Raw genomic sequence first — 25,610 nt, 5'->3', positions numbered from 1 at the left:
CACCCGGGCGGGTCGTGGGCGCTTCGGCAGACGATGCTGCCGCGCCGCTCACGCGGGCCGTGACGGCCGGCGGAGCTGGGAAAAAGCAACGAGCTGGGGCCCGCACCCCAAGGTGCGGGCCCCAGCTACGCAGTACGTGTCAACGCTTAGGCGGGAACGATGTTCTCGGCCTGGGGGCCCTTCTGGCCCTGCGTGACGTCGAAGTTCACCTTCTGGCCTTCCTGAAGCTCACGGAAGCCCTGGGTGGCGATGTTCGAGTAGTGGGCGAACACGTCAGCGCCGCCACCGTCCTGCTCGATGAAGCCGAAGCCCTTTTCCGCGTTGAACCACTTCACGGTGCCAGATGCCATATGAATTCTCCTTTGGGGCTGTACCCGGACCCACACTGTGCGGGCACCGGAGTCGAAGTAATGATTGCCCCGTCCGAAAAAACATCCGGAAATAAAAAGTGCACCCGCCGAAATGAATCGGGGGGAGCACTTGAAGTCTTTGGGAACCACAACTGCAACTGAGAAGAACAGTAGCACAGCGCTAGCCGATGAGCGCGGAAAGATTTCGCGTCTCGGCCTGTCGTCACATAAACCCTGCACGCGTATTCGCTGAATTTCTGCACTGGCGGCGACAGGTATGAGCCGGGCCGGCCGACGCTCAGGGGGTCTCGTCGGCGGTGGGGCCGGACCCGTGGCCGCGCATCCGCGCATTGGTCCGCAGGGCCTCTTCCAGCTGGTCCTCGAGCGAGATGATCCGGCACGCGGCGTCGACCGCCGTGCCCGAGTCGACCAGCTCGCGGGCGCGCGCGGCGAGGTGCAGCTGGTGGCGGGAGTACCTGCGGTGGCCGCCCTCCGAGCGCAGCGGGGTGACCAGTCCGGCCTCTCCGATCACGCGCAGGAAGGCGGGCGTGGCGCCCAGCATCTCGGCGGCTCTCCCCATCGTGTAGGCGGGGTAGTCGTCATCGTCGAGACTGTCGGCGAGCGGGGACTTCTCGGGGGGCATGACACCTTCGTTTCGCTGGCTCACTACGCCAGAAATACTAGGCCTCTCGCACCTCAATGACTACATTCGCGAGCACAGGTTTACCCGACCGGGTGAGGGGCCCCGGCCGGGCCGGAAGCCGGGCTCCGACGGGCGAAGTCACACGCGTCACTCCGTACGGGCGGCGGCCTCGCCCGGGGCCGGCCGCCGCCCGTGCGTCACCGGGTGGTCAGCCGCGGAAGTCGGCGGTGCGCTCCGGGGAGGCCTCGGCGAGGGCCTGGGTGACGGCCGCGACGCCGGCGCGCAGGCCGTAGACGGGGGTGTCCGGCTGCTGGCGCCAGGACTCGTCGATGCCGCCGGCGTCGACGGTGTCGAAGCCGAGCTCGTCGATGAGGTCACGGACGGCCTTCTTGGCCGCCTCGTCGTCCCCGGCGACCGGTACGGCGATCCGGTCGGGGGCGCCGGCCGGCAGCGGCTTGTCGAGGATGTCGTCGGCGTAGGTGCCGTTGAAGGCCTTGACCACCGGGTGGCCGAGGTGGTTCTGGGTCCAGCGGCTCTCGGTCAGGCCCTCGTCCTCGATGGCGGCGATGCGGCCGTCCCGCTGCTTGGGGTAGTAGTTGCCGGTGTCGATGACGGCGAAGCCCTCGGCCGCCCCGTCGAAAAGGCCCGCCGGCAGGTCCGGCACGTTCTTCAGCGGGACGGTGACCACGACGATCTCTGCGCCGCGGGCGGCGTCGGCGACCGTGACGGGGGTGGCGCCGGTTTCCTCCGCGAGGGCCGAAAGGGTCTCGGGACCGCGGGAGTTCGCCACCGAGACCTCGTGGCCGAGGGAGGTGAGCCGGCGGGTGAGGTTGCCGCCGATGTTGCCTGCGCCGATGATGCCGATCTTCATGATCTCTCCAGTGCGTGCGGAGTTCGGGTGTCGCGCTTGTCCGAACCCCCTTGGGGCGCGCGGCATTCCGCCTCCCGGCGACGGATTCCGAGGTTCCCCCGTACGGACGACTCCCGGACGCCGCGCCGGGTGTGGTGCGGTCCCGGCCGCCCGCCGCCGGGCGTGGGTCCCGACTCCCGCTCGACCTCCGATTCATCACGGCCACGGTGGCCGGATTCAACCGTCGAGGATCAGTCATATCGCCGGCGGGATAACGATTCTCATTCATGCCGGGCAGGCCCCACACTCATGATTCGTTTACGCCTGAACCTTTTTGACGGGCCGCCGGTAACTCCACGGGGCGGTCATGTGACGGAAAGGAGAGGAACACCCGTCACGTCGGATTCGAGCCGGCAGATGGCTCGACTTTCACAAGATCCGTTATGTAGTGTTCCATTTGTCCATCGCCCAACGGGGGGCGGAAGAGCAGCTACAGGTTTGGTATGGACCTTTTCCGTACCGGGCCTCGCTCGCGGGCTCGGCCGACCACCGCCCCCGTCATGGCGTTCCGCTCCATACGTGACCCGACACGGGGGACCTTCATGCGGTTCCAGCTTCTGGGGCCCTTGAGTATTGCCCACGGCCCCGAAACCGTAGTTCTCAAACCCTCCAAGCCGACCAGCCTGCTCGCCGCTTTGCTGTTGCATCCGGGCACGGTCGTTTCCACCGACTATTTGTTGCGCGCCGTATGGGACGAAGAACCTCCCGCCACCGCACGGGCCGCACTTCAGACGTGCGTCCTGCGATTGCGCCGACTATTCGCGAAGTACGGCATATCCGCGACGACCATTGAAGCCGTACCCGGCGGATACCGCATGGCCAATGACGTCGAGACCCTCGATCTCGCCCTGTTCAGATTTCTCGCCGGGCAGGCGCGGGCCGCCACCGGCGAGGAGGAGGAGTTGTACCGACTCCGCGCGGCGCTCGCGCTGTGGCAGGGGCAGCCGCTGGCCAACGTGGCCTCGCGGATGCTCCAGCGGGACGCCGTACCCGCCCTGGAACAGGAACGGTTGCGGGTCCTGGAGCGCGTCTGCGATCTGGAACTCGCCGCCGGGAACTGCCATCAGGTGCTCGTGGACCTCTACGAGGGGGCCCGCCGACACCCGGTGCGCGAACGCTTCACGGAACAGCTCATCGAGGCGCTCTACCGCACCGGGAGACAGGCGGAGGCCCTGGCCGAATACCGGGCGATCAAGGACCGGCTGCGCGACGAGCTCGGTGTCGATCCCGGGCCGGGACTGCGCCGGTTGGAGCTGGCCATCCTCCGGGCCGAGGAACTCGGCGGCCCGATCCCCGTCATCACCCACAGTCCTTGGACAGCAAGGGAGTTGGCGTCCGCAAATGTCGAACGGGTCCTGGCGGTGTCGGGGTTCACCGGGCGCGAGGCCGACCGCGACGCCATCGCCGCACGGTTGACCGCCCCCGGCGGGCCACGGCTGGTCGTGGTGTCGGGCGCGCCCGGCATCGGCAAGTCGGCACTGGTCCGGCAGTGCGCGTACGAGGTACAGGACGCCTTCCCCGGCGGGGTGTTCACCGTCCCGCTGGCCCGGTCGGACGGGACCCCCGTCGAGGTCGAGGAGGCCCGCAAGCTGCTGCCCGAACCCGGCGGCGGGAGACGGCTGTTGATCCTCGACGACGCGGTCGGCGCCGGACAGGTGCTGCCGTTGCTGCCGACCGCGGGCGACACCTCGGTGGTGGTCACCAGCCGACGCGGGCTCGCGGCCGTCGTCGCGACACGCGGCGGCTCCGTACACCGGCTGGACGTCCTCGGGGCGGCCGAGGGGTACGCGCTGCTCGCCGGACTCGTCGGCGAGGAACGGATCGCGGCCGAGGCGGAGGCGGCCCGCGAACTGGCGGACGTCTGCGGGTACTTCCCCCTCGCACTGCGGATCGCCGCAGGCCGGCTGCTCACCCGGCCGGGGCTCTCGGTCGCCGACTGCGCCGCGTGGCTCGCGCAGGACCCTCCCGCCCGGCTGGCCCTGGCGGAGGATCCCCGATTGTCGGTGCCCGAGGTGTTCGGCCAGGCCCTGGCCGCCCTCGGCCCGGAGCCACGCGAGGCGTTCCTGCGCCTCGGCTCGCTCGAACCGGGGGCCGACCTCACCTCCGCCGGGGCCCCGACCGTCCTCGAACAGCTGGTGGAGGCCGGAATGCTGGAGGACGGACCACCCGGACATCCGTACCGCCTGCACGCCTTCCTGTACGGCTACGCGCGTCACATCGCGCGGGAACGCGCCGCGGTTACTCCCCCGGCGCACTGACACCACACCCGACCATGACACGGCCCCGGCCTCCCACGGCCCGGCGCTCCACCACCACACCTCCCGCACCCACACCTCCCGTCCCACCCGTTCCGCTCCCCGTACCGCCCAGACCGCAATCAGGGGTGACCCATGTCCCAAGCCAGTTACGAAGCCGTCGCCACGACCCGGCCCCGGATCCGCCGGGACGTGCTCTTCACGCAGACGCCCGAGGGCGTGCTGTTCCACAACACCGACGGCGGGTTCCGACTCAACGCCCGTACCGCGTACCGGTTCGCCACGCTCGTGGTGCCGCACCTCACCGGCGAGCACACCGTCGCCGCGTTGTGCCAGGGGCTCGGCGACGACCATCGGGCCATGTTCGGCGAACTGGTCAAGACGCTCTACGAACGGGACTTCGCCCGCTCCGTCGCCGAGCCCGCCACGGGCACGGCTCCGGTCCTCACGCCCGACGTGGCACGGCGCTTCGCCCCGCAGATCGCGTACGCCGACCACTACGCCGACGACGCCGAGAACCGGTTCCTGCGGTTCCGGGACGCGCGGGTGGCGGTGCTGGGGGACGACGCGATCGCCCGTTGGTGCGCCCTGAGCCTGGTCCGCAACGGTTCCGCCCTCGTCGGGGTCCTGCCGGGCCCGGACCTCGGGGAGATCGAGCGGGAGGCGGCCGAGGCCACGGCCGACGGCGCCCCGGTGGAGGTGCGCCCGCTGCCCGACCTCGGGGCGGAACCCGGGTGGGACGCCTTGGCCGACTTCGACACCGTGGTGGTCACGGGCGGGCGGGCGGCGGCGTCCCGGCTGCTGCCCCTGCTGCGCGCGGGCATACCCGAGGGCCGCACCCTCCTGCCCGCCTGGTCGTACGGCTCCGACGCCGTCGTCGGCCCGCTGATGGCGCACGGGACCACGGGCTGCTGGGCCTGCGCGGCCCTGCGCCTCGGTGCGGCCGGGGACACCGCCGCAGCCGCGGCCGAGCTGTGGAGCGGACTGGCGCTGCCGGGAGGTCCGGCGCCGGCCGGCCCGGTTCCGGGCGGGCCGCAGGCCGCGATGATCGGCAACCTGCTCGGGTACGAGGTGTTCCGCACGGCCTCGGGCGCGCTGCCGGCGGAGACCTCCGGCCGGCTCCTGGTCCAGGACATGGATTCGCTGGACGTCACGGCCGAGCCGCTGTTCCCCCATCCGCGATGTCCGTTCTGCGCGGAGTCCGACCCCCGCGCGGCGGAGCCGGTGGACCTCGCCGCGGCCGGCGCGTCGGACGCGGTGTCGCTGCCCACGGCGGAGACGGCCCGCGAGGCCGACGCCCTGGTGGAGGAACTGAACCGGCGCTCGACGCTGGTACGGCCGCGTGCCGGGGTGTTCATCCGGTACGCCGACGAGGCCCTGACCCAACTGCCTTTGAAACTCGGTGTGGTGCAGCTGGGCATCGGCCACACCGGCCGGCGTTCGGTGGCCGCCTTCGATGTCCATCACGTCGCCGGGGCGCGGATGCGCGCGTTGGACGCGGCCGCGCTGGTGTACGCCGAGCACGTGGTTCCGGCGCGCGGGCCACTGGCCGACGACGGATCGGCGCCCGTCGTCGACCCGGCGGCGCTCGCCCTCGCGAGCGGGCTGCCGGGCGGGGTCCGCGCCTACGAGCGGGCCGTGTCCCTGCTCACGAAGGAGCCCGCGTTGGTGCCGGCGGGCGCGGTCAGACCGTTCGGACCGCACAACGCGGACCGGCTCTTCGAGCGGACCCGGGCCGGGGCGGGCGCCGGTCCCACGACGGCCGACGCCGCCGCCGCCGGTCTGCTGTCGGCCCTCGGGCACGCCGCGCTGCTGCGCGTCGTACGGGGCGGGGGCGCCGCGGTCGTGCCGCTGCCCGAAGCCGACGGGACCGACGCCGACGGCTCCGACGCCGAGCTGCTGTTCCTCGTACGGTCCGCGGACCGCCTGGGGCTGTCGGTGGAACTCCTGGACCTGGGCGAGGGAGCGCACAGCGGTGCGCAGGTGCTGCTCGCCCGGGCCGGGGAACGCTGGGCGGTCGGCGCCGGTCTGGATCGTCGCACGGCCGCGGTGGAGGCGCTGCGGGAGCTGCTGGGCGCGGCGCAGTACGAGGCCGACGCGACGGTGGCGGGCGCCCGCGCGGACACCGGTGATCCGCTGCTGCGGGACCTGGACCCGCGGGCGCTGGCGGTGGCCGGCGACGCCGCCCCCGTAGAGGGCGGGGCCGCGACCGACTGGACCGCGGTGTCGGCGCGCCTGGAGGCCGCCGGCCGGGACGCGTACGTGGTGGAGACCGGGTCGGCCGACGTGGCGGGCGTGGGCATCCGCACCGTACGGGTGCTGCTGACCGCGGCGCGGGAGCCCGGCGATGTCGCGTAGCGCGCTCGTGGACGGCCTCGGGGTCGAGGCGGCCGGACGGTTCGCCGAGCTGCTGCGGCGGTCGTTGGACGCGTTCGGCGGGCCGCCCGTGCGATTGTCGACGCTCGGTGTGCGGGACGCGTTCGCCGGTCCGGGCGGGTCGTCGCCCGGGGTGGACGCCGCCCCGGAGACCGGCCCGGCCGACGACCCGGACGCCGTGCCCGTGTGGCTGTACGGGTACCAGGCCGTCGTCGGTCCGGTCGCCCGGCCGGCGGGAGGGGCGGGGTGCCGGCACTGTCTGGAGCGGCGTTGGCAGGGGGTCCGCTCGGTGGCGCTGCGGGACGCGCTGGAGTTGGGCGGGGGCACCCGCTCGGCGGGTGAGTGGCCGTACGCGCACGCCTTCGCCGCCGATGTCCTCGCGGCGCTGGTCGCGGCGGTCGGGTCCGGCGCGGGCCAGGGGGCCGGGCCGTTCCCGCAGGTGCGGGTGGTGGACCTGCGGACCGGCACGGTCCGACGCCATCCGCTGGTACCCGATCCCGAGTGTCCGGTGTGCGCCGTTCCGACGGTGGACGCCCCGAGGTCGTTGGACCCGGCGCCGGCGGCGAAGTACCGGCCCGGAGTGTTCCGTACCCGGCGCGTGGAGGAGTACGGGATCGACGTGGGGGCCTTCGCGAACCCGCTGTGCGGGGCCCTGGGGCCCTCCCTCGTCCAGGACGTCTCCTCCACTTCCACCTCCGCGACGATCGGCTGTTTCTCCATGCGCTCGGGTGAGTACCTGCGCGAGACCTTCTGGGGCGGTCATACGGAGTCCTTCGAACGGAGCGCCCTGGTGGGGGTGTTGGAAGGACTGGAGCGGTACGCGGGGATGCGCGCCCGGTCCCGTGTGACCGATGTGCGCGGCACACTCGGCGAGTTCGGCGGGCGGGCCGTGGATCCGCGCGAAGTCGGCCTGTACGGCGCGGGGTTCCACCGGGACAACCCGCGGGTGCGACCGTTCGACCCCGATCGGGAGATTCCGTGGGTGTGGGGCTGGTCGCTGCGCGATCGGGAACCCCGACTGGTCCCGGAGATCCTCACCTACTACCACGCGCCGGGTCTGGAGAACCGGTTCGTGCAGGAGAGCTCCAACGGGTGCGCCTCCGGCGGGAGTCTGGCCGAGGCCTGCTACTTCGGGCTGATGGAGGTCGTCGAGCGGGACGCGTTCCTGCTCACCTGGTACGGGCGCCGTCGGCTGCCCGAGATCGACCCGGCGACGAGCACGCGGGCCTCGACGCGGGCCATGGTCGACCGGCTCGCCATGTACGGGTACCGGGCGCGGTTCTTCGACACCCGGGTCGACTTCCCGATCCCCGTGGTGACCGCCGTCGCGGAACGGTTCGACGGCGGGCTCGGACGGATGTGCTTCGGAGCCGGGGCCGGTCTGGACCCGGAGTCGGCCCTGGACTCGGCGCTGTGCGAGATCGCGACCGACGCCGTGAACCTCGCCGGCCGCACCGAGCGGGACGAGGCCCGGCTGCGGGCCATGGCCGACGACTTCGACCTGGTGACCGCGCTGCACGACCACCCGCTGGTGTACGGGGTGCCGGAGATGGGCCGACACGCCGATTTCCTGTTGCGCGGACCGAGGGACCGGCCGCCGGCCCCGGTGTCGGACCTGACCTGGTCCAACGCCTCGGGCGACGGCGTGTCGACGGACATCCGCGAGGACCTGGAGCGGTGTGTCGGGGTCGTGACCGGTGCCGGGTTCGACGTGGTGGTGGTCGACCAGACCCTGCCCGAACAGCGGGCGCTGGGGTTGCACACGGTGAGCGTGTTGGTGCCGGGGCTGCTCCCGATCGACTTCGGGTGGTCGCGGCAGCGGGCGCTCGGGATGCCCCGGCTGCGGGAGTTCACTCGGGCCGCCGGAGCCGGTGATCGGGAAGCCGTCGACTTCAACCCGGCTCCCCATCCCTTCCCTTGACGTTTCACCGGTCTCTTTCGACCGTCTCCGCCGACCACCGACGACCGTAGGAGGACGTGTGGGCTTCGCCCATGACTATGCCGAGGCCATCATGCACCGGGGCAGGGTGCCGATGGAGCCCGTCGACTTCGTGCCCGACTGGGCGGATCGCCCGCGCGACGCGAAGTTCTATCCGGGCGCCGAGACCCTGCCGCTTCCCGAGCCGGAACCCGGGCCTGGGGGCGGGGCGTTCACCCTGCCGCTGCTGTCCGGGATGCTGCGGGACTCGTACGGCCTGACCGGCCGCCGGTTGGGCGTGCAGGCCAACACCGATCTGGCGGCGCTGCCGCACTACACGCACGCCAACTGGTCGCGGGGCACGGCGTCCGGCGGCGGTCTGTACCCGGTCGGCGTGTACTGGGCGGCGGGCCGGGGCGGGCCGCTCGTGCCCGGGGTGTACCACTACGCGCCGCACCGGCACGGACTGCGGCGGCTGTCGACCGGCGAGGTGGGCGCGGAGGTCGGCGGGGCGCTGGGAACGGACCTCGCGGGCTCCGGTCAGTACCTGATCCTGAGCGTCAAGTACTGGCAGAACGCCTTCAAGTACAACAACTTCTCCTTCCACGCCGTGTGCATGGACGTGGGCACCGTGCTCCAGACCTGGCGGCTGTGGGCCGGGGAGCGCGGGCTGCGGATCGCGCCGACCCTCTGGTTCGACGAGGAACGGCTCGCCCGGCTGCTCGGTGTCGTCCCGCGGGAGGAGGGGATCTTCGCGGTCGTGCCGCTGGACTGGGAGGGCTCCGAGCCGGCGCCGGCCCCCGCGACCGGTGCCGTCCCCGGGCCGATCGAACGCACCGCACCGCCCGCGCCGGCGCCCGCCGTGCGCCACCGGGACGCGGAGCGTTCGCGCACCGTCCTGACCTTCGAGACCGCCGGCCGGATCCACACCGCCACCCTGGGGCGCGCCGAAGACCGGCCCGCGCCGGGGGCGCTGGACGCCGCCGCCGCGCGGCCGCCGGCCGGCGCCGCGCCGGCGCCGCTGCCCCCGCCGGCGCCCCCCGTCAGGGACGTCACCTCGGCCTTGCGGGCCCGGCGCAGCAGCTTCGGGCGGTTCGACGCGACCCGGGCGGTGGCCGCCGATCGGCTGGCCGCCGTGCTGGCGGACTGCGCCGCGGCCACCGTGGGCAGCGAAGCGCAGGGGCCGGACGGGCCGCGGCTCACCTCGCTGTACGTGTTCGTCAACCACGTGGAGGGCGTCGAGCCGGGCGCGTACGCCTACGATCCCGTCGGGCACGCCCTGCGGTTGGTGGTGCCCGGTCCGCCCGGGCCGTTCCTCCAGCGCAACTACTTCCTCGCCAACTACAACCTGGAGCAGGCGGGCGCCGTCCTGGTGCCGACCGTACGCACCGCCGCGGTCCTCGACGCGGTGGGGGACCGCGGCTACCGACTCGTCGGGGCCACCGTCGGCGCGGTCGCGCAGACCTTCTACACCTCCGCGGCGGCGCACGACCTGGGGGCGGGGGTGGCCCTCGGCTTCGACAACATCTCGTACGCCGAGGAGTTGGGGCTGGCGGGGACCGACGAGGCGGCACTGCTGATCATGCTGCTCGGTCACGAGCGGCCCCGGCCCGCCGACTTCCGCCATGAGATCGCCTGAGCCGCGCCGCGGCGCACTCCTTCGGCGCAACGACGAGAGAACCAGGACGTTCAGGATGAACACCACCACCGAATGGCACGCGGGCGACCGCTTCATGCTGCGCGTGGCCGGGCTGCCCCTGACCTCGGTCGACGGGCTGCGCAGCGCGGACACCGCGCGCTGGGCCGCCGACGTGCTGAGCGCCGAGGACGGGGTCCGCGCGGACGCGGAGCTCCTCGGTGACCTGCTGCACCGGGCGGTCGGCGCGACCGACCCCGCTCCCGGCGGGCCGGGCGCGGCCCTGCGCCGGGAACTGCTGCGGCTGCGCCGCCTGGTCCACAACGGCCGGGCGCCCGCCGATCCGGACGCGGCCGTCCGGGTGGTGGCAGCTCTGGACGGGGACGTCGGGCAGCGGCTGGCCGGTTGGCTGGAGCGGCACGAGGCGCTGGAGAAGCTGCGGGGCGAGGGGGAGCCGTTGCTCGCCGCGGATCTGCGGCGCGGTCGCGACGCGCTGCGTCGGCTGCTCGCCGACGAACGGGTGCGGCACGGGCTGTTGTTGGCCTCGCCGGTACTGGAGTCACAGCTCGACGCGTACGCGGCGGCGACCGCGGACGGCCGCGAGCCGGGTGGTCGCACGCGCAAGGTCGAACGATCGGCGCTGTCGTACGTGTACCGCACCGCCTGCAAGACCAGCCCGTTCAGTACCTTCACCGCCGTGGCGACCGGCCGGTTCCGGGCCGACGCGGGCACCGAGGGCATCCGCGTCGAGGACCGGTGGAGCAGTCGCGTGCGGCTGAACGTCGTGGTGCTGGCCCGGCTCGCGGAGCTGATCCTCGCCGACCCGGTGCGGCGCCGCGACCTGCCGCTGCGGCCGGCCTCCGGATGGGGTCGCGAGGACGAGCGGATCCGCTACGTCCGCCGCTCGGTCACGCCCGGGGACGACACCGCGGCGGTCACCTTCGACGCCGTCCGGGACCGACTGTTCTTCCTGCGGCGCAGCGGCACCCTGGACCGGCTCCTCGCCCTGTTCGCGGACCGGCCCGAGCTGCGCCGGCGGGAGCTCGCCGACTGGTTGGCCGCGGAGCACGGCGCCGCCCCGGCCGAGTGCGAGGCGTACGTCTCGGCGCTGATCGAGCTCGGCATGGTCCGCGTGCCGTGCCTGGACACCGAGGTGCACGACGAGGACCCGCTCGCCGCCTTCCGGGGGGCGCTGACCGCCCTGGGGCGGCCGTGGGCCGACGATCTCGCCGCGCTCCTGGACGGGCCCGCGCGGGTGTTGGAGCGCTATCCGGTCGCCGGGCCGGCGGAGCGGGCCGCCCTGCTGCGGGCCCTGCGCGCCGATCTGACGTCCGTGGCGCGCGGGTTGGGGGCGCCGCCGGACACGGCGCTGCCCCAGACCCTGTTGTACGAGGACGTGAGCGCGGGCCGTGACCTGTCGTGCCCGGCGCCCGACTGGACGACGGACGGGGGCGCGCTGCGCTCGGTCGAACGGATCCTGCCCGCCTTCGACCTCACGCTGGCGCAGCGGATCACGTTCGAGGGGTTCTTCACCGCCCGGTACGGTGCGGGCGGTCGCTGTGAGGACCTGTTGGGCCTGGTCCACGACTTCCACGAGGACTTCTTCGACCAGTACCTGTCGTTCACGGCCCGACGCACCCCGTTCGACGCGCACGGGGAGTACGTGCCCGAGGAGAACTGGTTGGGCCTGTCGGGGCTGCGGGCACTGGACTCGGCGCGGCGGGCCTTCGTGACGCGGATGCGGGAGCGTTGGTCGGCGTACGAGGAGGACGGCGGGGCCGGACTGCGGCTCACCGAGGAGGACGTGGCGGCGGTCGCCGCCGAACTGGACGGTCTCGGGGCCGGGTTCGCGCCGCGCTGTCACCATCTGCAGTTCGCCCGGGACCCCGCCACGGGCGCCGGCCTGACCGTGCTGAACCGCTCGTACGGCGGTCTGTCGTTCCCCTTCAGCCGGTTCACGCACGTGTACCGGGAGGAGCCGGGCGGGCGCCCCGGACTCGCCGGGGAGCTGCGCGAGACGGCCTCCCGGGTGACTCCCGGGGGCGCGGTGTTCGCCGAGGTGACCGGCGGGCCGGTGACGACCAACCTGAACCTGCACGGTCCGCTGACCGACTACGAGATCGTCTGCCCGGGCGAGAGCGGGACCCTGCCCGAGGACCGCCGGCTGGACCTGGGCGACCTGTACGCCGAGCACGATCCGGGGACCGGGCGGGTGGCCCTGCGGTCGCACCGGCTGGGTCGCGAGGTGATCCCCGTGTACCTGGGGTACCTGGTCCCGCTGGCCCTTCCCGCGATCCCGCGCACCCTGCTGCTGCTGTCCCCCTCGTCGATGTCGCCGCTGGACGTGTGGGCGGGAGTGCCGGAAGGACCGGCGCGCGACGGGGTGACCACACGGCCCCGCGTCGTCCACGGCGACGTGGTGCTCAGCCGGCGGTCGTGGAGCACGACCGCCGGCGAGCTGCCGGTGTCGGGTGCCCGGGAGGCCGCGCACTTCGTGGAGTGGCAGCGCTGGCGCCGGACGCACGGACTGCCCGAGCGGGTGTTCGCGACCGTGTCGGCGGGGCCGTCGGCGCTCGGGGCGAAACCGCAGTACGTGGACTTCGCGTCGCTGCTCTCCCTCTCCGTCTTCGAGTCGCTGCTGCGGGAGCCGGGGCACCGGGTCGTCTTCCGCGAAATGCTGCCCGATCCCGACGGGCTGCACACGTACACCTCGGGGGGCGCCCACGTGGCGGAACTGGCCGTGGAGACCTTCACCGTCCCGGGTCTCCCGGGCTCGCAGTCGCACCTCTCCCCCGACCGACGCCAGGAAGGCGGTTCCCGATGTCAGAGCTGACCGAGACGCGCGGTGATTGGCTGGCGGTGCACGTCTTCTACGCCGCCAATCCGCAGCCGTTGCTGGTGCGGTGCGTGCGGCCGTTGATCGCCTCGCTCACCGAGGACGGGCTGCTCGCCGGCCACTTCTTCATCAACTACTGGCTGGAGGGCCCGCACGTGCGGTTGCGCCTGCGGCCCGTGAACCCGCAGGCCGCCCCGGAGGTGCGGCGCCGCACCGAGGAGGCCGTCGCCGCGTTCCTGAAGGCCCGGCCGGCGCTGTACGAGGTGGACTCGGGTTTCCTCAACGAGTTCTACAACACCCTCTTCGACATCGAGTTCCCCGAGGGCGACCGCGCGGGCTTCATGGGGCCGGACGGCCGGATGAACCTGCGGCCCAACAACTCCTACGCGTACGAGCCCTACGAGCCCGAGTACGGGAAGTACGGCGGTCCGGCCGGGGTCGAGCTGGCCGAGTGGCACTTCGCTCAGTCCAGCGATCTCGTCATGGACGCGCTGGGCACGATGAACCTGCACCTGCGGACCGTGCTCCTGGGCACGTCGGCGCAGCTGATGATGGTGATGGCCGGGGTGTTCCTGCCCGACCGGGAGGAACTCGGCGGCTATCTGGACCGCTACTACGAGTTCTGGCACCGGGCGTTCCCGGGGACCGGGTTCATCGGGTCGGCCGAGTACGACCGCACCTACGGTCAGAGCGCGCCGGGGATCGCCCGGCGGTTCGCCGCCGTGCGCGAGGCACTCGGGTCCGGGGAGACCGGACGGCTGCCCGCGTTCCTGGCCGGGTGGGCCGAGCACTGCCGGGAGCTGCGCGCGCGGGCGCTGTCGCTGGCCTCCTCCGGGGAGCTGGTGTTCCGTTCCTGGGACGGGAGCCGGGACGAGCGGGTGACGGATCCCGCGGTGGCACTGCCGCTGCTGCTCTCCCCGTACATGCACATGACCAACAACCGGCTGCACGTGACGATCCGGGACGAGGCCTACCTCGCCCACCTGTTGGGTCGGGTGCTGCGGGAGGGCGTGGACAGCGGGGCGGCCGGGGCGGCCCGGCCGTGACCGCCCCCTCCCCCGCTCCCGCCGGGATGTCGGCCCATCGGCCGGCGCTGCGACCCGGGATCCTGCTGTCGCCGCCGTTGCTCAACGGCCCGGCGACCGTCCACCTGGTCAAGGACCCGGTGTCCGGTGCCTCGTTCGAGATCGGGCCCAAGGAGTTCTTCCTCGTCTCGCGTCTCGACGGGGAACGCACCCTCGCGGAGATCGGCGAGGCGTACGCGCAGGCCTTCGGGCGCAGGCTCGGCGAGCGGAACTGGCAGCAGTTGCTGGGATTGCTCGGTACGCGGCGGCTGCTCGCGGGCGGGCCGTCGCCCGAGCCGGCGGCCGGCCCGGGGCCGCAACGCACCGGAACCCTGTCGCGCGGGACGCTGCGGTTGGTCTCCGACGCGGACGCGACGACGGCCCGGCTGCACCGGTTCCTGCGGCCCGCCCTGCGGCCGGTGGTGCTGGTCGCGCTGTTGCTGGGCTGCCTCGCCATGGAAGGGGTGCTCGCCGCGTCGGCGGGCCGGCTCGCGGGCGACCTGTGGTGGTTGCTCTCGCGTCCGGTGCCGTTGCTGGCCGTGGCCACGCTCATGTGGCTCAGCACCGCCCTGCACGAGTTCGCGCACGGGGTGGCCGCCCGGCACGTCGGCGGGAGCGTCGGCGAGATCGGGCTGCGGTGGCGGCTGCCCGCCGCCCTCATGTACTGCACCGTCGACAACTACCGCTACCTGCGCCGTCGTCGTCACCAGCTGGCCGTCGCCGGCGCGGGGGCCTTCGCGAACCTGCTGTTCCTGCTGCCCTTCCTCGGGTGGTGGGCCGCCACGCCGGTCGGTGATCCCACCGGCCGGGTGTTGGGGGCGCTGCTGCTGCTCGGCAGTGTCCAGGCCCTGGTCAACCTCCTTCCGCTGCCGCCGCTCGACGGCTACACGATGCTCGGCCACGGCCTGCGGGTGACCCGGCTGGCTCCGGCCGGTTCGGCGTACCTGCGGTTGCGGCTGCGCGACCGGGCCGCGGCGGCCGCGTACCCCGTGCGGGCGCGCCGGATCTACCTCGCGTACGGCGTCGGTTCGGCCGTCCTCGTACTGCTGCTCCTCGGCGGGGCGGCGGCCGCCTGTTGGTACGCCGTGGCCAGCGCGACCTGACCCCGACCCGTGTCCGTCCCCGATCCCGTCCCCGATCCCGATCCGACCCGAATCCGCTCCTCGCACGACCCGCACCGATTCCGATCCCGACACCGAGGGAACCGCACATCCCATGACAACTGACAGCAACCGGCCGGCCGACGAGTCCGCCGTCACCATCGAGGACGTACGCAAGCGCTACGGCGACCGGCAGGCCGTGGACGGGATATCCCTCGACGTGCGCCGCGGCGAGTTCTTCGGCCTCCTCGGCCCCAACGGGGCGGGCAAGACCACCCTCATCGAGATCATGGAAGGACTGCGTCAGGCCGACTCGGGCACCGTCCGGGTCCTCGGCCAGAGCCCCTGGCCGCGCAACACCGCGCTGCTGCCGCGCATCGGCGTGCAGACCCAGGCGTCGGCGTTCTTCGTCCGGCAGACCGCCCTCGAACACCTCGCCACCGTCGCCGGTCTCTACCGCCGCGACCGGGCCGCCGCCGCCCGTACCTTGGAGACGGTCGCGCTGACCGAGCAGGGCGGGGTGATGGTCGAGAACCTCTCCGGCGGGCAACGCCAGCGGCTGGCCATCGCCTCGGCCCTGGTCCACGACCCCGAACTGATCTTCCTGGACGAGCCGACCGCCGCTCTCGACCCGCAGGCCCGCCGTGATCTGTGGGAGGTGCTGCGCACCCTGAAGGGCCAGGGTCGCACCATCGTCTACACCACCCACCACCTCGACGAGGCCGAGGCCCTGTGCGACCGGGTGGCGATCCTGGTCGGCGGCAAGGTGGCCGCGCTGGACTCGCCGCACCGGCTGGTCACGGCGGCCGGGGCCCCGGCCCGGTTGCTGTTGCCCCTGGGCAGGATCGGCGTCGAGGAGGCCTCGGCGCTGCCCGGGGTGGACCGGGCCGACCTCCAGGGCGGCTCGCTGGTACTGGAGACCGCCGTGCCCGGCAAGGTCCTCCAGGCCCTGGACGGGCTCACCGGGCTCGACGGGGTGATGACCCGGACGGCCACCCTGGAGGACGTCTACCTCGAACTGACCGGCGCAGCACACCACCACCCGACGGAGTCCCAGGCATGAGCGCGTACACGGCCCTGACCACAGCCGGCTACCGGGCGCAGGTCCGGGACAAGGCCACCCTCTTCTTCACCTTCGCCTTCCCCCTCCTCTTCCTGGTGGTCTTCGGGCTGATCTTCAGCGGGCAGGACGTCGAGGAGAGCGGCCGTCCGTACATCTCGTACATCGCGCCCGGCGTGATGTCCTGGGGTGTCGCGAACGCCGCGGTGTTCGGCATCGCCTTCACCCTCATGCAGTGGCGGCGAGACGATCTGCTGCGGCTGATCCGGCTGACGCCGACCCCGTTGACCACGGTGCTCGCCTCGCGGTACGTCCTGGCGCTGGCCGTCGGCGTGGTGCAGGCCGCGGTGTTCGTGGCGGTGGCGATGCTGCCCGGTTTCGGGCTGGAGCTGGACGGGCGCTGGCCGTTGGTGCTGCCCGCGCTGGTGCTGGGCATCACCGCCTTCATGGCGATCGGGGTGATCGTGGGCACCTACGCCAACACCCCCGAGGCGGTCGCCGCCATCGCCAACTGCATGATGGTGCCGATGGCCTTCCTGTCCGGGTCTTTCCTGCCGCTGGACATGATGCCGTCCTGGCTCCGATCGGTCTCCCGGGTGTTGCCCTTGCGCTACCTCAACGACGCGGCGACCGGCTCGCTGACCGGATCGGGCTCGCTCGCCTCGATCGGTGTCGGGTGCGCGGCCCTGGCCGGCTTCGCCCTCCTCTTCGGGGCCTTCGGCCTGAAGACCTTCCGGTGGAGCAACCAGGCATGACCGGGACCCTCGCGGACGCGACGAACCCGCGGTCGACCACCCCTCGGCCCCCGGCGCCGGGACCCGGGGCGCCCCCGTCGACGGCGCCCTCGGCCCCCGACGGGTCCCCGCTGGAGCAGGCCCGCCGGGAGTTGGCCGGTGCCCTCACCGGGCTCGGTGCGACGGTGGTCACCCTCGGGGTCCACGACGCCCTCGGACCGCGCGCCGACGACCCCTTCGCCGCGGTGCGGCCGGCGGCCACCGTGCACCTGACGGGGCGGGACGTGCTGGTGGGCCCCTGGGGCGGCGACGGTACGGCGCCGGCCTGCGGGCAGTGTCTGGCGATGCGCCGGCAGCGGCTGCGCAGCCGCAGCGAGCGGGACGCGCTGGAGACGGGCATCGGTACGCCCGTCTCGGCGGTCGTCGGGGACCGGCCCTGGCTGACGGCGTTCGCGCGGGACGCCGTGTACGCCCTGCACCGCGCGGTGTTCGGCGGGGAGGTGGCGGCGGCCGGCCCGTCGGCGCCCGACCGGGCCCTTCCCCGGGTGTCCCGGCTGGACCTGGAGACCCTGACGGTCACCCACCATCCGCTGGCCGCCGACCCGCTGTGCCCGGACTGCGGGCCGCGCGGAACGGACGCGCCCCGGCCGTTCGTCGCGCGGTCGCGGCCCAAACCCCACCCGGGCGCGCAACGGCTGCGCGCGGCCTCCTCGTACCCCATGCCGCGGGAGGCGCTGGCCAATCCGGTCACGGGGGTGCTGGGCGGGGGTACCTGGATCAACGTCACCTCCCCCACCACCGCGCCGGTCGCGGGCAGCGTGTTCATGCGCGGCTACGCGGGTCTGACGGACGTCACCTGGAGCGGCCAGGCCAACAGCTTCGAGGCCAGCCGTGACCTCGCGTTCCTGGAGGGGCTGGAGCGGTACGCGGGCACCCACCGTCGGACGGGCAGTTCCCTGTTGATGGCCTCCTACGCGGAACTGGGCGACCGGGCCCTGGATCCGGCGCGGTGCGGTTTCTACGCGCCCGCCACCTACCGGGACGACCCGCTGGTCTCCCCGTTCGATCCGGAGCGCCCCATCCCGTGGGTGTACGGGCACGCGCTGGGCGAGGACCGGCCCGTTCTGGTGCCGGCCAGGCTGGTGCACTACAGCGCGGGGGTGGAGGCCGACAACTTCGTCTTCGAGTGCTCCAACGGCTGTGCCATCGGCGGTTGTGTGGAGGAGGCCCTGCTCGGGGCACTCCTCGAACTGATCGAGCGCGACGCCTTCCTGCTGGCCTGGTACGGGGGTCAGCGGCTGCCGGAGATCGACCTGGCGTCGGTACCGGGCTCCTCGGTCCGCATGATGGTGGACCGGGCGGCCCTCCAGGGCTACGACGTGCACGCCTTCGACAACCGGATCGATCTGGCGGTCCCGGTGGTGACCGCACTGGCGGTGCGTCGCGACGGCGGGCCGGGGTTGTTCTCCTTCGGGGCGGGCGCGGCGTTGGATCCGGCGGCGGCCGTGGAGGCCGCGCTGTCGGAGGTGCTCACCTACATCCCCCACCTGCCCGGGCAGGTGGCGGAGCGCGTGGGCGAACTGCGCGCCATGGCGGCGGACTTCGACCGGGTGCGGCACCTGAAGGACCACGCCCAGTTGTACGGGCTGCCCGAGATGGCCCCGCACGTGGGGACCTATCTGGACCCGACCGGCGTGCGCTCCCTGGCGGATCTCGATCCGTCTTCGGGGCCGGCCGGCCGGCCGGTGTCGGCGGACCTGCGCGATGATCTCCTGTGGGTCGTGCGGGAGTTGGCGCGCGTCGGGCACGAGGTGATCGTGGTCGACCAGACCACGCCGGAGCAACTGCGCGCGGGACTGAGGACGGTGTGCGCGATCGTGCCGGGACTGCTGCCGATCGATTTCGGCTGGTCCCGCCAACGGGCTCCGTACATGCCCCGGTTGAGGACGGCCGCCCGACGGGCGGGGCTGCGCGGGACGGACCTGACGGAGGACGACATCCGGATGGTGCCGCACCCGTTCCCCTGACACCCTCCTTCCGACCCGCACACGAACGACGCCCCGGCCCCCGCGAGGAGCGGGGGCCGGGGCGGTCCCGCGCTCGGGTCAGGCGCTGCAGGAGGTGGTGCTGGTGGTCGAGGAGCAGGTCGACGTGGAGCTGCAGCTCGTGGAACCGGCGAGCACGACCTCACTGGCGTCCGAGTAGTCGGAGATCTCGAAGGTCTCGGACTCCAGCTCCAGGATCTCGTCGGCGAGCGAGGCGAGGGGGGACTTCTCCATGGTGACTCCTTCGATCGAGTGCGGTGGTTGTGGTGCCCCTCCATCAGAACCTGTCGCGCCGTCACCTCACCCGGCCTCCCGCTGTCACCTCTCTGACAGGAAGTGTCAGCGCCCTGTCTCCCCCGATCCGGCCGGCCGGCCGATCATGGGGGCATGCCCCGTGCCGCCGTCCTCGCCGGACTTCCCGACCTGCTCAGGCCGTTGACCGTGTTCTACCTCGATCTGCACCGGCATCCGGAGCTGTCGGGAGACGAGCGGCGCACGGCCGGACGGTTCGCCGACCGGCTGGAGTCCGCCGGGTACCGGACCGTTCGCGGGATCGGCGGGCACGGCGTGGCCGGGGTGCTGCGGCGCGGTGACGGGCCGGTGGTGTTGCTGCGCGCCGAGTTGGACGCGCTGCCCGTGCGGGAGACCACCGGGCTGGCGTACGCGAGCGAGGGCGGGGCGGCGCACGCCTGTGGGCACGACCTGCACCTGGCCGCGGCGGCCGGGGCGGCCGAACTGCTGGCCCGCGCGGATGCGGGGGCCTGGCGCGGGACGCTGGTGGTCGTCGGGCAGCCCGCCGAGGAGACCTTGGAGGGGGCGCGGGCGATGCTCGGCGACGGGCTCTACGAACGGGTCGGGGTCCCGGACGTGGCGCTGGCCCAGCACGCGGCCCCGCTGCCGGCGGGAATGGTGGCGCACGGCTACGGTCCGATGACCGCCGGGAGCGTCACGTTCCGGGTCGTGGTGCACGGCCGGGGCGGGCACGCCGGCGCCCCGCACCTGACGGTCGATCCGGTGGTGACGGCCGCGCATGTCGTGACGCGGCTCCAGACGGTGGTGGCCCGTGAGGCGGCCCCCTCCGAGCAGGTGGCGGTCACGGTCGGGTCGCTGCGGGCGGGCGAGCGGGCCAATGTCGTGCCGGACCGGGCCGAGTTGGGGATCACCGTGCGGGCCGCGGGGGGCGCCGCCCTGTCCCGGGCGGCCGAGGCGGTGGAGCGGATCGTGCGCGCCGAGTGCGCGGCGTCGGGATGCCCGCGGGATCCGGAGATCGAGCGGGTGTCGTCCTCGCCCGTCACCCACCCGGATCCGGCGACGACCGCCGCCGTGCGCGGGGTCCACGCGGCGGAGTTCGGCGCGGAGCGGGTGGCGATGTGGCCGCCGACGCTGGCCACGGAGGACTTCGGGCTGTTCGGCGACGCCGGCCGGGAGGTGCACGGGGCGTCGGGGGTGCGGCTCGCGTACTGGATGTTCGGGGTGGTGGGGCCCGGCGCCTGGGCCGCGGCGCCGGGCGGGGACGCGGCGGCCAAGTTGGCCGCGCTGCCGGCGAACCACGCGCCGGACTTCGCGCCGGACGCGCGTACGGCGCTCCCGGCGGGGGTGCGGGCGCTGACCGCGGCGGCCCTGTGCTGTCTCGGGTCACCCACGTAGCGCCCGGTCCGTCGCACCTGTCACCTTTCGGCCATTTTGCCCGGACGAAGAACCGCGGCGGGGCCGGTGGCGTCGATCAGGGCAGTGCCGGGGATGCCGCCGGCACGCACCGACCACGGGAAGGGCAACACCGATGTCCACGTACGTGAGCAAGCGCACCGCCATCGCCATCACCACCACGGCCGCCGCCGCGGCGGCCCTCTCCCTCGTCCTCGTCACCACGGCCTCCGCCGACGGGGCCGCTCCGCGCACCGGGCAGGCCGCCGCCGCGCTGCCGTCGGTGTCGGGCAGCCCGGAAGGCGCGTTCACGCGGATCGCGGACTTCTACGGTTCGTACATCGACGCGGTCTACGACAACGACGGCAGGACGGCCGACCAGCTGCGTTCCTTCTACCTCTCCAAGCCGCTCCAGGCGGAGCTGAAGAAGTGGGAGGAGACCAACCACGCGAACGGGGTGCTGCGCGCCCAGAACGTGCCCACGCAGTGGAAGGTCGCCTCCACCGGCAGCGGCGCGGGCAAGACCAACGCGACGGTCACCCTCACGTGGGGCGGCGGGGACACCACGCGGATCCACGTCCAGGCCGACCTGAAGACGAAGAAGATCACGTCCATCACGGACTGATCGCTCCGCCGTGACGCGCGAGGGGGCCCACCACCGGTGGGCCCCCTCCCGCGTTCGGTTCTCGTTACGCGCCGCTGGCGTCGAGCATCTCCTCGCGCTCGACGATCTTCACGCGCTCGCGACCCTGCGGCTCGCCCAGCGCCTTCTCGGCGGCGTCCAGGCGGTACCAGCCCTCCCACGTCGTGAAGCGGACCTCGCGCTCGACGAGGAAGGCCTCGACGGCCTCCGGCGCGGGCGTGGCGGGGGTGCGCAGGCGGCCCTCGGCGTGGTCGGCGAGGAGGTTCGCGACGGTCTCGTTGGCGTCGCCCTTGGTGTGGCCGATGAGGCCGACCGGGCCGCGGCGGATCCAGCCGGTCACGTACGTGGACGCGAGGTGCTCGCCGGCCTCCATCACCCGGCCGCCCTCATCGGGGACGGTGCCGGACTCGACGTCCCAGGGGAGCTTGGGCAGCTCGTCCGAGAGGTAGCCGACGGCGCGGTAGACGGACTGGACGTCCCAGTCGGTGAAGGCGCCGGTGCCCTTGACGTTGCCGGTGCCGTCGAGCTCGGTGCGCTCGGTGCGCAGGCCCACGACCTTGCCGTCCTCGCCGAGCACCTCGACGGGCGACTCGAAGAAGTGCAGGAAGAGCTTGTGCGGGCGCTCGCCGATGTCGCGGATCGCCCAGTTCTCCAGGGTCTTGGCGACCATGTCCGCCTGCTTGTTGGAGCGGCGGGTGGCGATCGAGCCCTCGTCGTAGTCGATGTCCTCGGGGTTGACGATGACCTCGATGGTCGGCGAGTGGTCGAGCTCGCGCAGTTCCATCGGGCTGAACTTGGCCTGCGCCGGGCCGCGCCGGCCGAAGACGTGGACCTCCAGCGCCTTGTTCGCCTTGAGGCCCTCGTACACGTTGGCCGGGATCTCGGTCGGGAGCAGTTCGTCGCCGGTCTTGGCGAGGACGCGCGCGACGTCGAGCGCGACGTTGCCGACGCCGAGGACGGCGACCTTCTCCGCCTCCAGCGGCCAGGTGCGCGGGACGTCGGGGTGGCCGTCGTACCAGGACACGAAGTCGGCGGCGCCGTAGGAGCCGTCGAGTTCGACACCGGGGATGCGCAGTTCGCGGTCGGCGGTGGCGCCCGTGGAGAAGACGACGGCGTCGTAGAACGCGTGCAGTTCGTCGAGGGAGATGTCGTTCGGGTAGTCGACGTTGCCGAAGAGGCGGACCTGCGGCTTGTCGAGCACCTGGTGCAGGGCGGTGATGATGCCCTTGATGCGGGGGTGGTCGGGGGCGACGCCGTAGCGGATCAGGCCGAAGGGCGCGGGCATCCGCTCGAAGAGGTCGATGGACACGCCCGGCTCGGCGGCTGCCTCGGACTTCAGCAGCGCGTCTGCCGCGTAGATGCCGGCGGGGCCGGCGCCGACGATTGCTACCCGCAGAGGGCGAGGCATGAGTGGGTTCCCTTCGACCGAAAATCAGACTGATCAAAGGAACCCTAAACTAAGGCGACCCTAACTCGGCACCCGCCCCCTGGTTATGACCCCATAAACAGACCTTATGACTTCCCCAAGCCCGCCTTTGATGCCTTCAGGGTGCGGCACGCCCCCGGGGCGTCAGAGCACGGCGATGCCCAGCGGACGCGCGCCGGCCGCCAGGCGGCGGGTCCGACCGTCGTCCAGGTCGACGACCGTGAGGCCGTTCCAGTACCCGTCGCGGGTGAAACCGCCGGTCACATAGGCCGTACGGCCGTCTCGGGAGACGGCGACGTCCTCGTGCGGGCCCTCCAGCGGATGGACCCGCTCGGTGCCGTCCGGGGCCCGGACGGTGAGGGACGGGCCCTTGCCGTCCGAGGGGTCCACGGCGCCCGTGCCGACCATCAGGAGCCGGCCGTCGGGGGTCGCCGCCACCCCGTGTTGGTGGGTGTCGGCGGTCATCCGCTCCACCGTGACGCGACCGGTCCTCGGGTCCACCACCGCGAGGCGCTCCCCCTCGAACGGCAGCAGCAGCTTTCCGTCGGAGGGCCGGACCGCCGCGTAGTGCGGCTTGAGCCAGGAGCCGAGGCCGCCCTCCGTTCCGTACGGGGCCACCTCCACGCGGCGCGGGCGCAGCGTGCCGGTCGGGACGACGGTGACGTCGAAGGAGTCGTGACCGGTGACGTAGACCTCGGAGCCGTCGCGGGCCACGTCCACGTCGAAGGGCCGCCGACCCACCGCGACGACGTCGGTGGTCCGCCGCGTCGCCGTGTCGATCACTTCCAGGACGCCCGTGGTGCCCGGGACGTTGACCCCCACGTAGGCGCGCGACCCGTCCGGCGAGAGGGCGATGCCCATGCCCCCGCCCCGGTACTCACCGTCGGTGACCGGGCCGGAGTCGGTGCGGTACGGGATGAGCGCGACGCGGTCGCGGGTCGCCGTGTCGACCACGGCCACCCCCTCGGCGGTGGCGACCCAGGCGCGGCCGTCGGGTCCCACCGTCAGTCCGTACGGGGCCTCGCCGACGGGGACGGCGGCGATCGGGCCGCGCCCGGGGTCCACGAAGGTGACGGTGTCGGCCCCGAAGTCGGCGACCAGGAGGGTGCCGTCCGGGGTGGCGCCGGTCGTGGTGGCTGTCGGGGTCGGCGCCGGCGCGGCCGACGGTTCCGGGGCCCGCGCCGTGCAGGCCGTCAGCAGCAGCGCCGTCGCGGCCGTCACCAGGGCCGTGCGCCGTGTGCGCCGTCCCCCGCGTTCCGCCGCCCTGGTCCGCCTCATCGCCGGGCCTCCCGGGCCTCGCCCAGCAAGCGGGCCATCCCGTCGAAGCCCCGGCGGACGGCGTGCTCGTACGGGGTCACCCCGTCGAGGTCGCCGAGGCCCGGATCCGCCCCCGCCTCCAGCAGCAGCGCCACCACCTCCTCGTGTCGGCGACCGCCGTCGCCGAGGATCACCGCCTCCAGCAGCGCGGTCCAGCCGAGCCGGTTGACGTGGTCCACGCGGATGTCGCTCTCGCGGAGCACGGCCCGGACGTACGCGGTGTGCCCGCGCTCCGCGGCCGGGATGAGCGAGGTTCCGCCGAAGCGGTTGAGTTGGCCCGGGTTCGGCCCGGCGGGGAGCAGCACCCGCATCATGGGGACGCTGCCGGTGACCCCGGTGACCAGCCAGGGGCTGTCCTCCCGGGAGTCCGGGGCGTCGGGGTCGGCGCCGGCGGCGATCAGCAGTGCGGCGACGGCAACGTGATCGCCGAGTACGGCGAGCAGCAGCGCGGTGCGCAGCCGCTCGTCCCGCGCGTCCACGGTGGCGCCGGCCGCGAGCGCGGCGGCGACGGCGGGCGTGTCGCCTCGGGCGGCGGCGGCCGGCAGGCGTCGGTCGTGCGGGTTCATGGTGTCCCTCCCGGTCCGGGCGGGCGGTGCGGGGGTCCGCCCTCTCTCCCGGTTCCATGGTGGTCCCGTGCCCCCGGCCGACCGGTCGACCCGCCGGCCGGATCCGGCGAGCGGTCCGCAGGACCCCGGGGTCCTCCGATCGGCCGATGTGCGGGCGCCGCCGGGTCGCGTACCCGGGCGGCCCCCGGACCGGATCGGGCGCGTACGCCCGGGCGGGCCTCGTACCGGGTCGGGCCCGTACGCCCGGTACAGGCCTCGTACCGGTACAGGCCCGTACGCCCGGTACGGGCCTCGTACCGGTACGGGCCTCGTACCGGTACAGGCCTCGTACCGGTACAGGCCTCGTACCCGGTCAGGCCTCGTACCCGGTCAGGCCTCGTACCCGGTCAGGCCTCGTACCCGGTCAGGCCTCGTACTCGGTCAGGTCGATGCTGTAGAGGGTCAGCATCGAGGCGTACTCGGGGTGGCTCGTGTCGCGGTCCCGCTCCATGTCGAGCTTGCGCAGCACGTTCTCGGATTCCTCGTTGCCCGTGCGGTTGACCGCGATGACGCGGTCGAGGCCCCGGTCCTGGAGGGCGAACTCCAAGGTGGCCTGGGCGGCCTCGGAGGCGTAGCCCTGCCCCCAGTAGGAGCGCCCGAGACGCCAGGTGATCTCGACGGCGGGCATCACCTCGGGCAGCCACTCGGGCACCGACAGGCCGACGGCGCCGATCAGCTCGCCGGAGGCCAGCAGCTCGACCGCGAAGAGGCCGAAGCCCTCCTCGTCCCACTCGTCCTCCCAGCGCTCGATGGCGTCGGCGGTCTCCTCCAGGTCGAGCGTGGAACCGTCGCCGATCCAGCGCATCACCTCGGGGTCGGCGTTGATCTCCGACAGGGGGACGAGGTCGTCGTCGGTCCAGCGGCGGAGGAGGAGGCGGGGGGTGCGGATCTCGGTCATGCCTCACATCCTGCCGAACGCGTCCGGCCAGGGGTAATCGGCCCCCTCGTTGCCGCCGCATTGCAGGTTCATGACCAATGCGGCGGTGCGGTTCCCGGGGGCGGGCGGGAGCCCTACCGTCCGTCGGGACGCCGCCGAGAAGGAGTTCCG

The 25,610-nt window shown here is 73.2% G+C and carries 20 protein-coding genes; 12 read left to right on the top strand and 8 right to left on the bottom strand.

Features of this window, described 5'->3' with window-relative positions:
• Window positions 1-146: 146 nt before the first annotated feature.
• From ACIRO3_RS19880 to ACIRO3_RS19870, 3 genes are all read right to left on the bottom strand, one after another.
• Entirely contained in the window at window positions 147-350 is a 204-nt protein-coding gene (locus ACIRO3_RS19880) for a cold-shock protein (RefSeq protein ID WP_030228921.1), read from the bottom strand.
• 298 nt (window positions 351-648) lie between these two features.
• Complete coding sequence (locus tag ACIRO3_RS19875; protein WP_404138379.1) at window positions 649-993, bottom strand: MerR family transcriptional regulator; 345 nt, start codon at window positions 991-993, stop codon at window positions 649-651.
• A gap of 208 nt (window positions 994-1,201) precedes the next feature.
• Window positions 1,202-1,864: an NAD(P)-binding domain-containing protein gene (locus tag ACIRO3_RS19870; protein ID WP_361782272.1), complete on the bottom strand. Its 663-nt coding sequence runs from the start codon at window positions 1,862-1,864 to the stop codon at window positions 1,202-1,204.
• Window positions 1,865-2,445: 581 nt separating this feature from the next.
• On the opposite strand from ACIRO3_RS19870, the gene ACIRO3_RS19865 reads away from it, so the two are divergent.
• The 10 genes from ACIRO3_RS19865 (at window position 2,446) to ACIRO3_RS19820 (ending at window position 18,909) form a co-directional block, all read left to right on the top strand.
• Window positions 2,446-4,161, top strand: coding sequence for a BTAD domain-containing putative transcriptional regulator (locus ACIRO3_RS19865; protein ID WP_404138374.1), 1,716 nt, complete (start codon window positions 2,446-2,448; stop codon window positions 4,159-4,161).
• 132 nt (window positions 4,162-4,293) lie between these two features.
• Window positions 4,294-6,516, top strand: coding sequence for a TOMM precursor leader peptide-binding protein (locus ACIRO3_RS19860; RefSeq protein WP_404138371.1), 2,223 nt, complete (start codon window positions 4,294-4,296; stop codon window positions 6,514-6,516).
• Window positions 6,506-8,455, top strand: a complete 1,950-nt coding sequence (locus ACIRO3_RS19855; protein ID WP_404138368.1) for a TOMM precursor leader peptide-binding protein — start codon at window positions 6,506-6,508, stop codon at window positions 8,453-8,455. Before ACIRO3_RS19860 ends, ACIRO3_RS19855 begins: the two co-directional genes overlap by 11 nt.
• A gap of 58 nt (window positions 8,456-8,513) precedes the next feature.
• Complete coding sequence (locus ACIRO3_RS19850) at window positions 8,514-10,091, top strand: SagB family peptide dehydrogenase (protein WP_404138365.1); 1,578 nt, start codon at window positions 8,514-8,516, stop codon at window positions 10,089-10,091.
• A 55-nt stretch (window positions 10,092-10,146) separates the two neighbouring features.
• Window positions 10,147-12,921, top strand: a complete 2,775-nt coding sequence (locus ACIRO3_RS19845) for a lantibiotic dehydratase (protein ID WP_404138362.1) — start codon at window positions 10,147-10,149, stop codon at window positions 12,919-12,921.
• Window positions 12,909-13,970 (top strand): lantibiotic dehydratase C-terminal domain-containing protein, encoded by a 1,062-nt coding sequence (locus ACIRO3_RS19840; protein ID WP_404138359.1) that lies wholly within the window; start codon window positions 12,909-12,911, stop codon window positions 13,968-13,970. The genes ACIRO3_RS19845 and ACIRO3_RS19840 overlap by 13 nt, the downstream gene beginning before the upstream one ends.
• Entirely contained in the window at window positions 13,967-15,091 is a 1,125-nt protein-coding gene (locus ACIRO3_RS19835; protein ID WP_404138357.1) for a peptidase M50, read from the top strand. Before ACIRO3_RS19840 ends, ACIRO3_RS19835 begins: the two co-directional genes overlap by 4 nt.
• 112 nt (window positions 15,092-15,203) lie before the next feature.
• Window positions 15,204-16,151, top strand: coding sequence for an ABC transporter ATP-binding protein (locus tag ACIRO3_RS19830; protein ID WP_404138355.1), 948 nt, complete (start codon window positions 15,204-15,206; stop codon window positions 16,149-16,151).
• Window positions 16,148-16,903, top strand: coding sequence for an ABC transporter permease (locus ACIRO3_RS19825; RefSeq protein ID WP_404138352.1), 756 nt, complete (start codon window positions 16,148-16,150; stop codon window positions 16,901-16,903). The genes ACIRO3_RS19830 and ACIRO3_RS19825 overlap by 4 nt, the downstream gene beginning before the upstream one ends.
• Entirely contained in the window at window positions 16,900-18,909 is a 2,010-nt protein-coding gene (locus ACIRO3_RS19820) for a TOMM precursor leader peptide-binding protein (protein WP_404138349.1), read from the top strand. The genes ACIRO3_RS19825 and ACIRO3_RS19820 overlap by 4 nt, the downstream gene beginning before the upstream one ends.
• Before the next feature lie 78 nt (window positions 18,910-18,987).
• Here the strand turns inward: ACIRO3_RS19820 and ACIRO3_RS19815 are convergent, their stop codons facing one another.
• A complete protein-coding gene (locus ACIRO3_RS19815) occupies window positions 18,988-19,161 on the bottom strand; it encodes a thiazolylpeptide-type bacteriocin (protein ID WP_007268044.1) in 174 nt (57 codons plus the stop codon).
• A gap of 153 nt (window positions 19,162-19,314) precedes the next feature.
• Between ACIRO3_RS19815 and ACIRO3_RS19810 the strand changes: the two genes are divergently transcribed.
• A complete protein-coding gene (locus ACIRO3_RS19810; RefSeq protein ID WP_404138345.1) occupies window positions 19,315-20,574 on the top strand; it encodes an amidohydrolase in 1,260 nt (419 codons plus the stop codon).
• Between the two features lie 133 nt (window positions 20,575-20,707).
• Window positions 20,708-21,196 (top strand): hypothetical protein, encoded by a 489-nt coding sequence (locus ACIRO3_RS19805; protein ID WP_404138342.1) that lies wholly within the window; start codon window positions 20,708-20,710, stop codon window positions 21,194-21,196.
• A gap of 64 nt (window positions 21,197-21,260) precedes the next feature.
• On the opposite strand, the gene ACIRO3_RS19800 is transcribed toward ACIRO3_RS19805, so the two are convergent.
• The 4 genes from ACIRO3_RS19800 to ACIRO3_RS19785 all read right to left on the bottom strand — a co-directional run bounded on the left by ACIRO3_RS19800 (window position 21,261) and on the right by ACIRO3_RS19785 (window position 25,460).
• The gene (locus ACIRO3_RS19800) at window positions 21,261-22,622 is read right to left on the bottom strand and encodes an FAD-dependent oxidoreductase (RefSeq protein WP_366150037.1); all 1,362 of its coding nucleotides are present in this window, start codon (window positions 22,620-22,622) and stop codon (window positions 21,261-21,263) included.
• Window positions 22,623-22,784: 162 nt separating this feature from the next.
• On the bottom strand, window positions 22,785-23,918 hold the full coding sequence (locus ACIRO3_RS19795; protein ID WP_404138338.1) for a YncE family protein: 1,134 nt from the start codon (window positions 23,916-23,918) through the stop codon (window positions 22,785-22,787).
• On the bottom strand, window positions 23,915-24,523 hold the full coding sequence (locus ACIRO3_RS19790; protein WP_404138335.1) for an ankyrin repeat domain-containing protein: 609 nt from the start codon (window positions 24,521-24,523) through the stop codon (window positions 23,915-23,917). The genes ACIRO3_RS19795 and ACIRO3_RS19790 overlap by 4 nt, the downstream gene beginning before the upstream one ends.
• A 403-nt stretch (window positions 24,524-24,926) precedes the next feature.
• The gene (locus ACIRO3_RS19785; RefSeq protein ID WP_351914655.1) at window positions 24,927-25,460 is read right to left on the bottom strand and encodes a GNAT family N-acetyltransferase; all 534 of its coding nucleotides are present in this window, start codon (window positions 25,458-25,460) and stop codon (window positions 24,927-24,929) included.
• Between the last annotated feature and the right edge of the window lie 150 nt (window positions 25,461-25,610).

Source organism: Streptomyces sp. NPDC102278 (assembly GCF_044766345.1).
Lineage (GTDB): Bacteria > Actinomycetota > Actinomycetes > Streptomycetales > Streptomycetaceae > Streptomyces.
Note: the sequence above shows the minus strand (reverse complement) of the source record. Positions and strands in the feature narration are given on the sequence as shown.

Coding starts and splice junctions, on each gene's coding strand:
- ACIRO3_RS19810 (WP_404138345.1), top strand. CDS start 19,315: ATGCCCCGTGCCGCCGTCCTCGCCGGACTTCCCGACCTGCTCAGGCCG.
- ACIRO3_RS19800 (WP_366150037.1), bottom strand. CDS start 22,622: ATGCCTCGCCCTCTGCGGGTAGCAATCGTCGGCGCCGGCCCCGCCGGC.
- ACIRO3_RS19790 (WP_404138335.1), bottom strand. CDS start 24,523: ATGAACCCGCACGACCGACGCCTGCCGGCCGCCGCCGCCCGAGGCGAC.
- ACIRO3_RS19855 (WP_404138368.1), top strand. CDS start 6,506: ATGTCGCGTAGCGCGCTCGTGGACGGCCTCGGGGTCGAGGCGGCCGGA.
- ACIRO3_RS19830 (WP_404138355.1), top strand. CDS start 15,204: ATGACAACTGACAGCAACCGGCCGGCCGACGAGTCCGCCGTCACCATC.
- ACIRO3_RS19805 (WP_404138342.1), top strand. CDS start 20,708: ATGTCCACGTACGTGAGCAAGCGCACCGCCATCGCCATCACCACCACG.
- ACIRO3_RS19845 (WP_404138362.1), top strand. CDS start 10,147: ATGAACACCACCACCGAATGGCACGCGGGCGACCGCTTCATGCTGCGC.
- ACIRO3_RS19815 (WP_007268044.1), bottom strand. CDS start 19,161: ATGGAGAAGTCCCCCCTCGCCTCGCTCGCCGACGAGATCCTGGAGCTG.
- ACIRO3_RS19880 (WP_030228921.1), bottom strand. CDS start 350: ATGGCATCTGGCACCGTGAAGTGGTTCAACGCGGAAAAGGGCTTCGGC.
- ACIRO3_RS19840 (WP_404138359.1), top strand. CDS start 12,909: ATGTCAGAGCTGACCGAGACGCGCGGTGATTGGCTGGCGGTGCACGTC.
- ACIRO3_RS19870 (WP_361782272.1), bottom strand. CDS start 1,864: ATGAAGATCGGCATCATCGGCGCAGGCAACATCGGCGGCAACCTCACC.
- ACIRO3_RS19795 (WP_404138338.1), bottom strand. CDS start 23,918: ATGAGGCGGACCAGGGCGGCGGAACGCGGGGGACGGCGCACACGGCGC.
- ACIRO3_RS19785 (WP_351914655.1), bottom strand. CDS start 25,460: ATGACCGAGATCCGCACCCCCCGCCTCCTCCTCCGCCGCTGGACCGAC.
- ACIRO3_RS19825 (WP_404138352.1), top strand. CDS start 16,148: ATGAGCGCGTACACGGCCCTGACCACAGCCGGCTACCGGGCGCAGGTC.
- ACIRO3_RS19820 (WP_404138349.1), top strand. CDS start 16,900: ATGACCGGGACCCTCGCGGACGCGACGAACCCGCGGTCGACCACCCCT.
- ACIRO3_RS19875 (WP_404138379.1), bottom strand. CDS start 993: ATGCCCCCCGAGAAGTCCCCGCTCGCCGACAGTCTCGACGATGACGAC.
- ACIRO3_RS19865 (WP_404138374.1), top strand. CDS start 2,446: ATGCGGTTCCAGCTTCTGGGGCCCTTGAGTATTGCCCACGGCCCCGAA.
- ACIRO3_RS19860 (WP_404138371.1), top strand. CDS start 4,294: ATGTCCCAAGCCAGTTACGAAGCCGTCGCCACGACCCGGCCCCGGATC.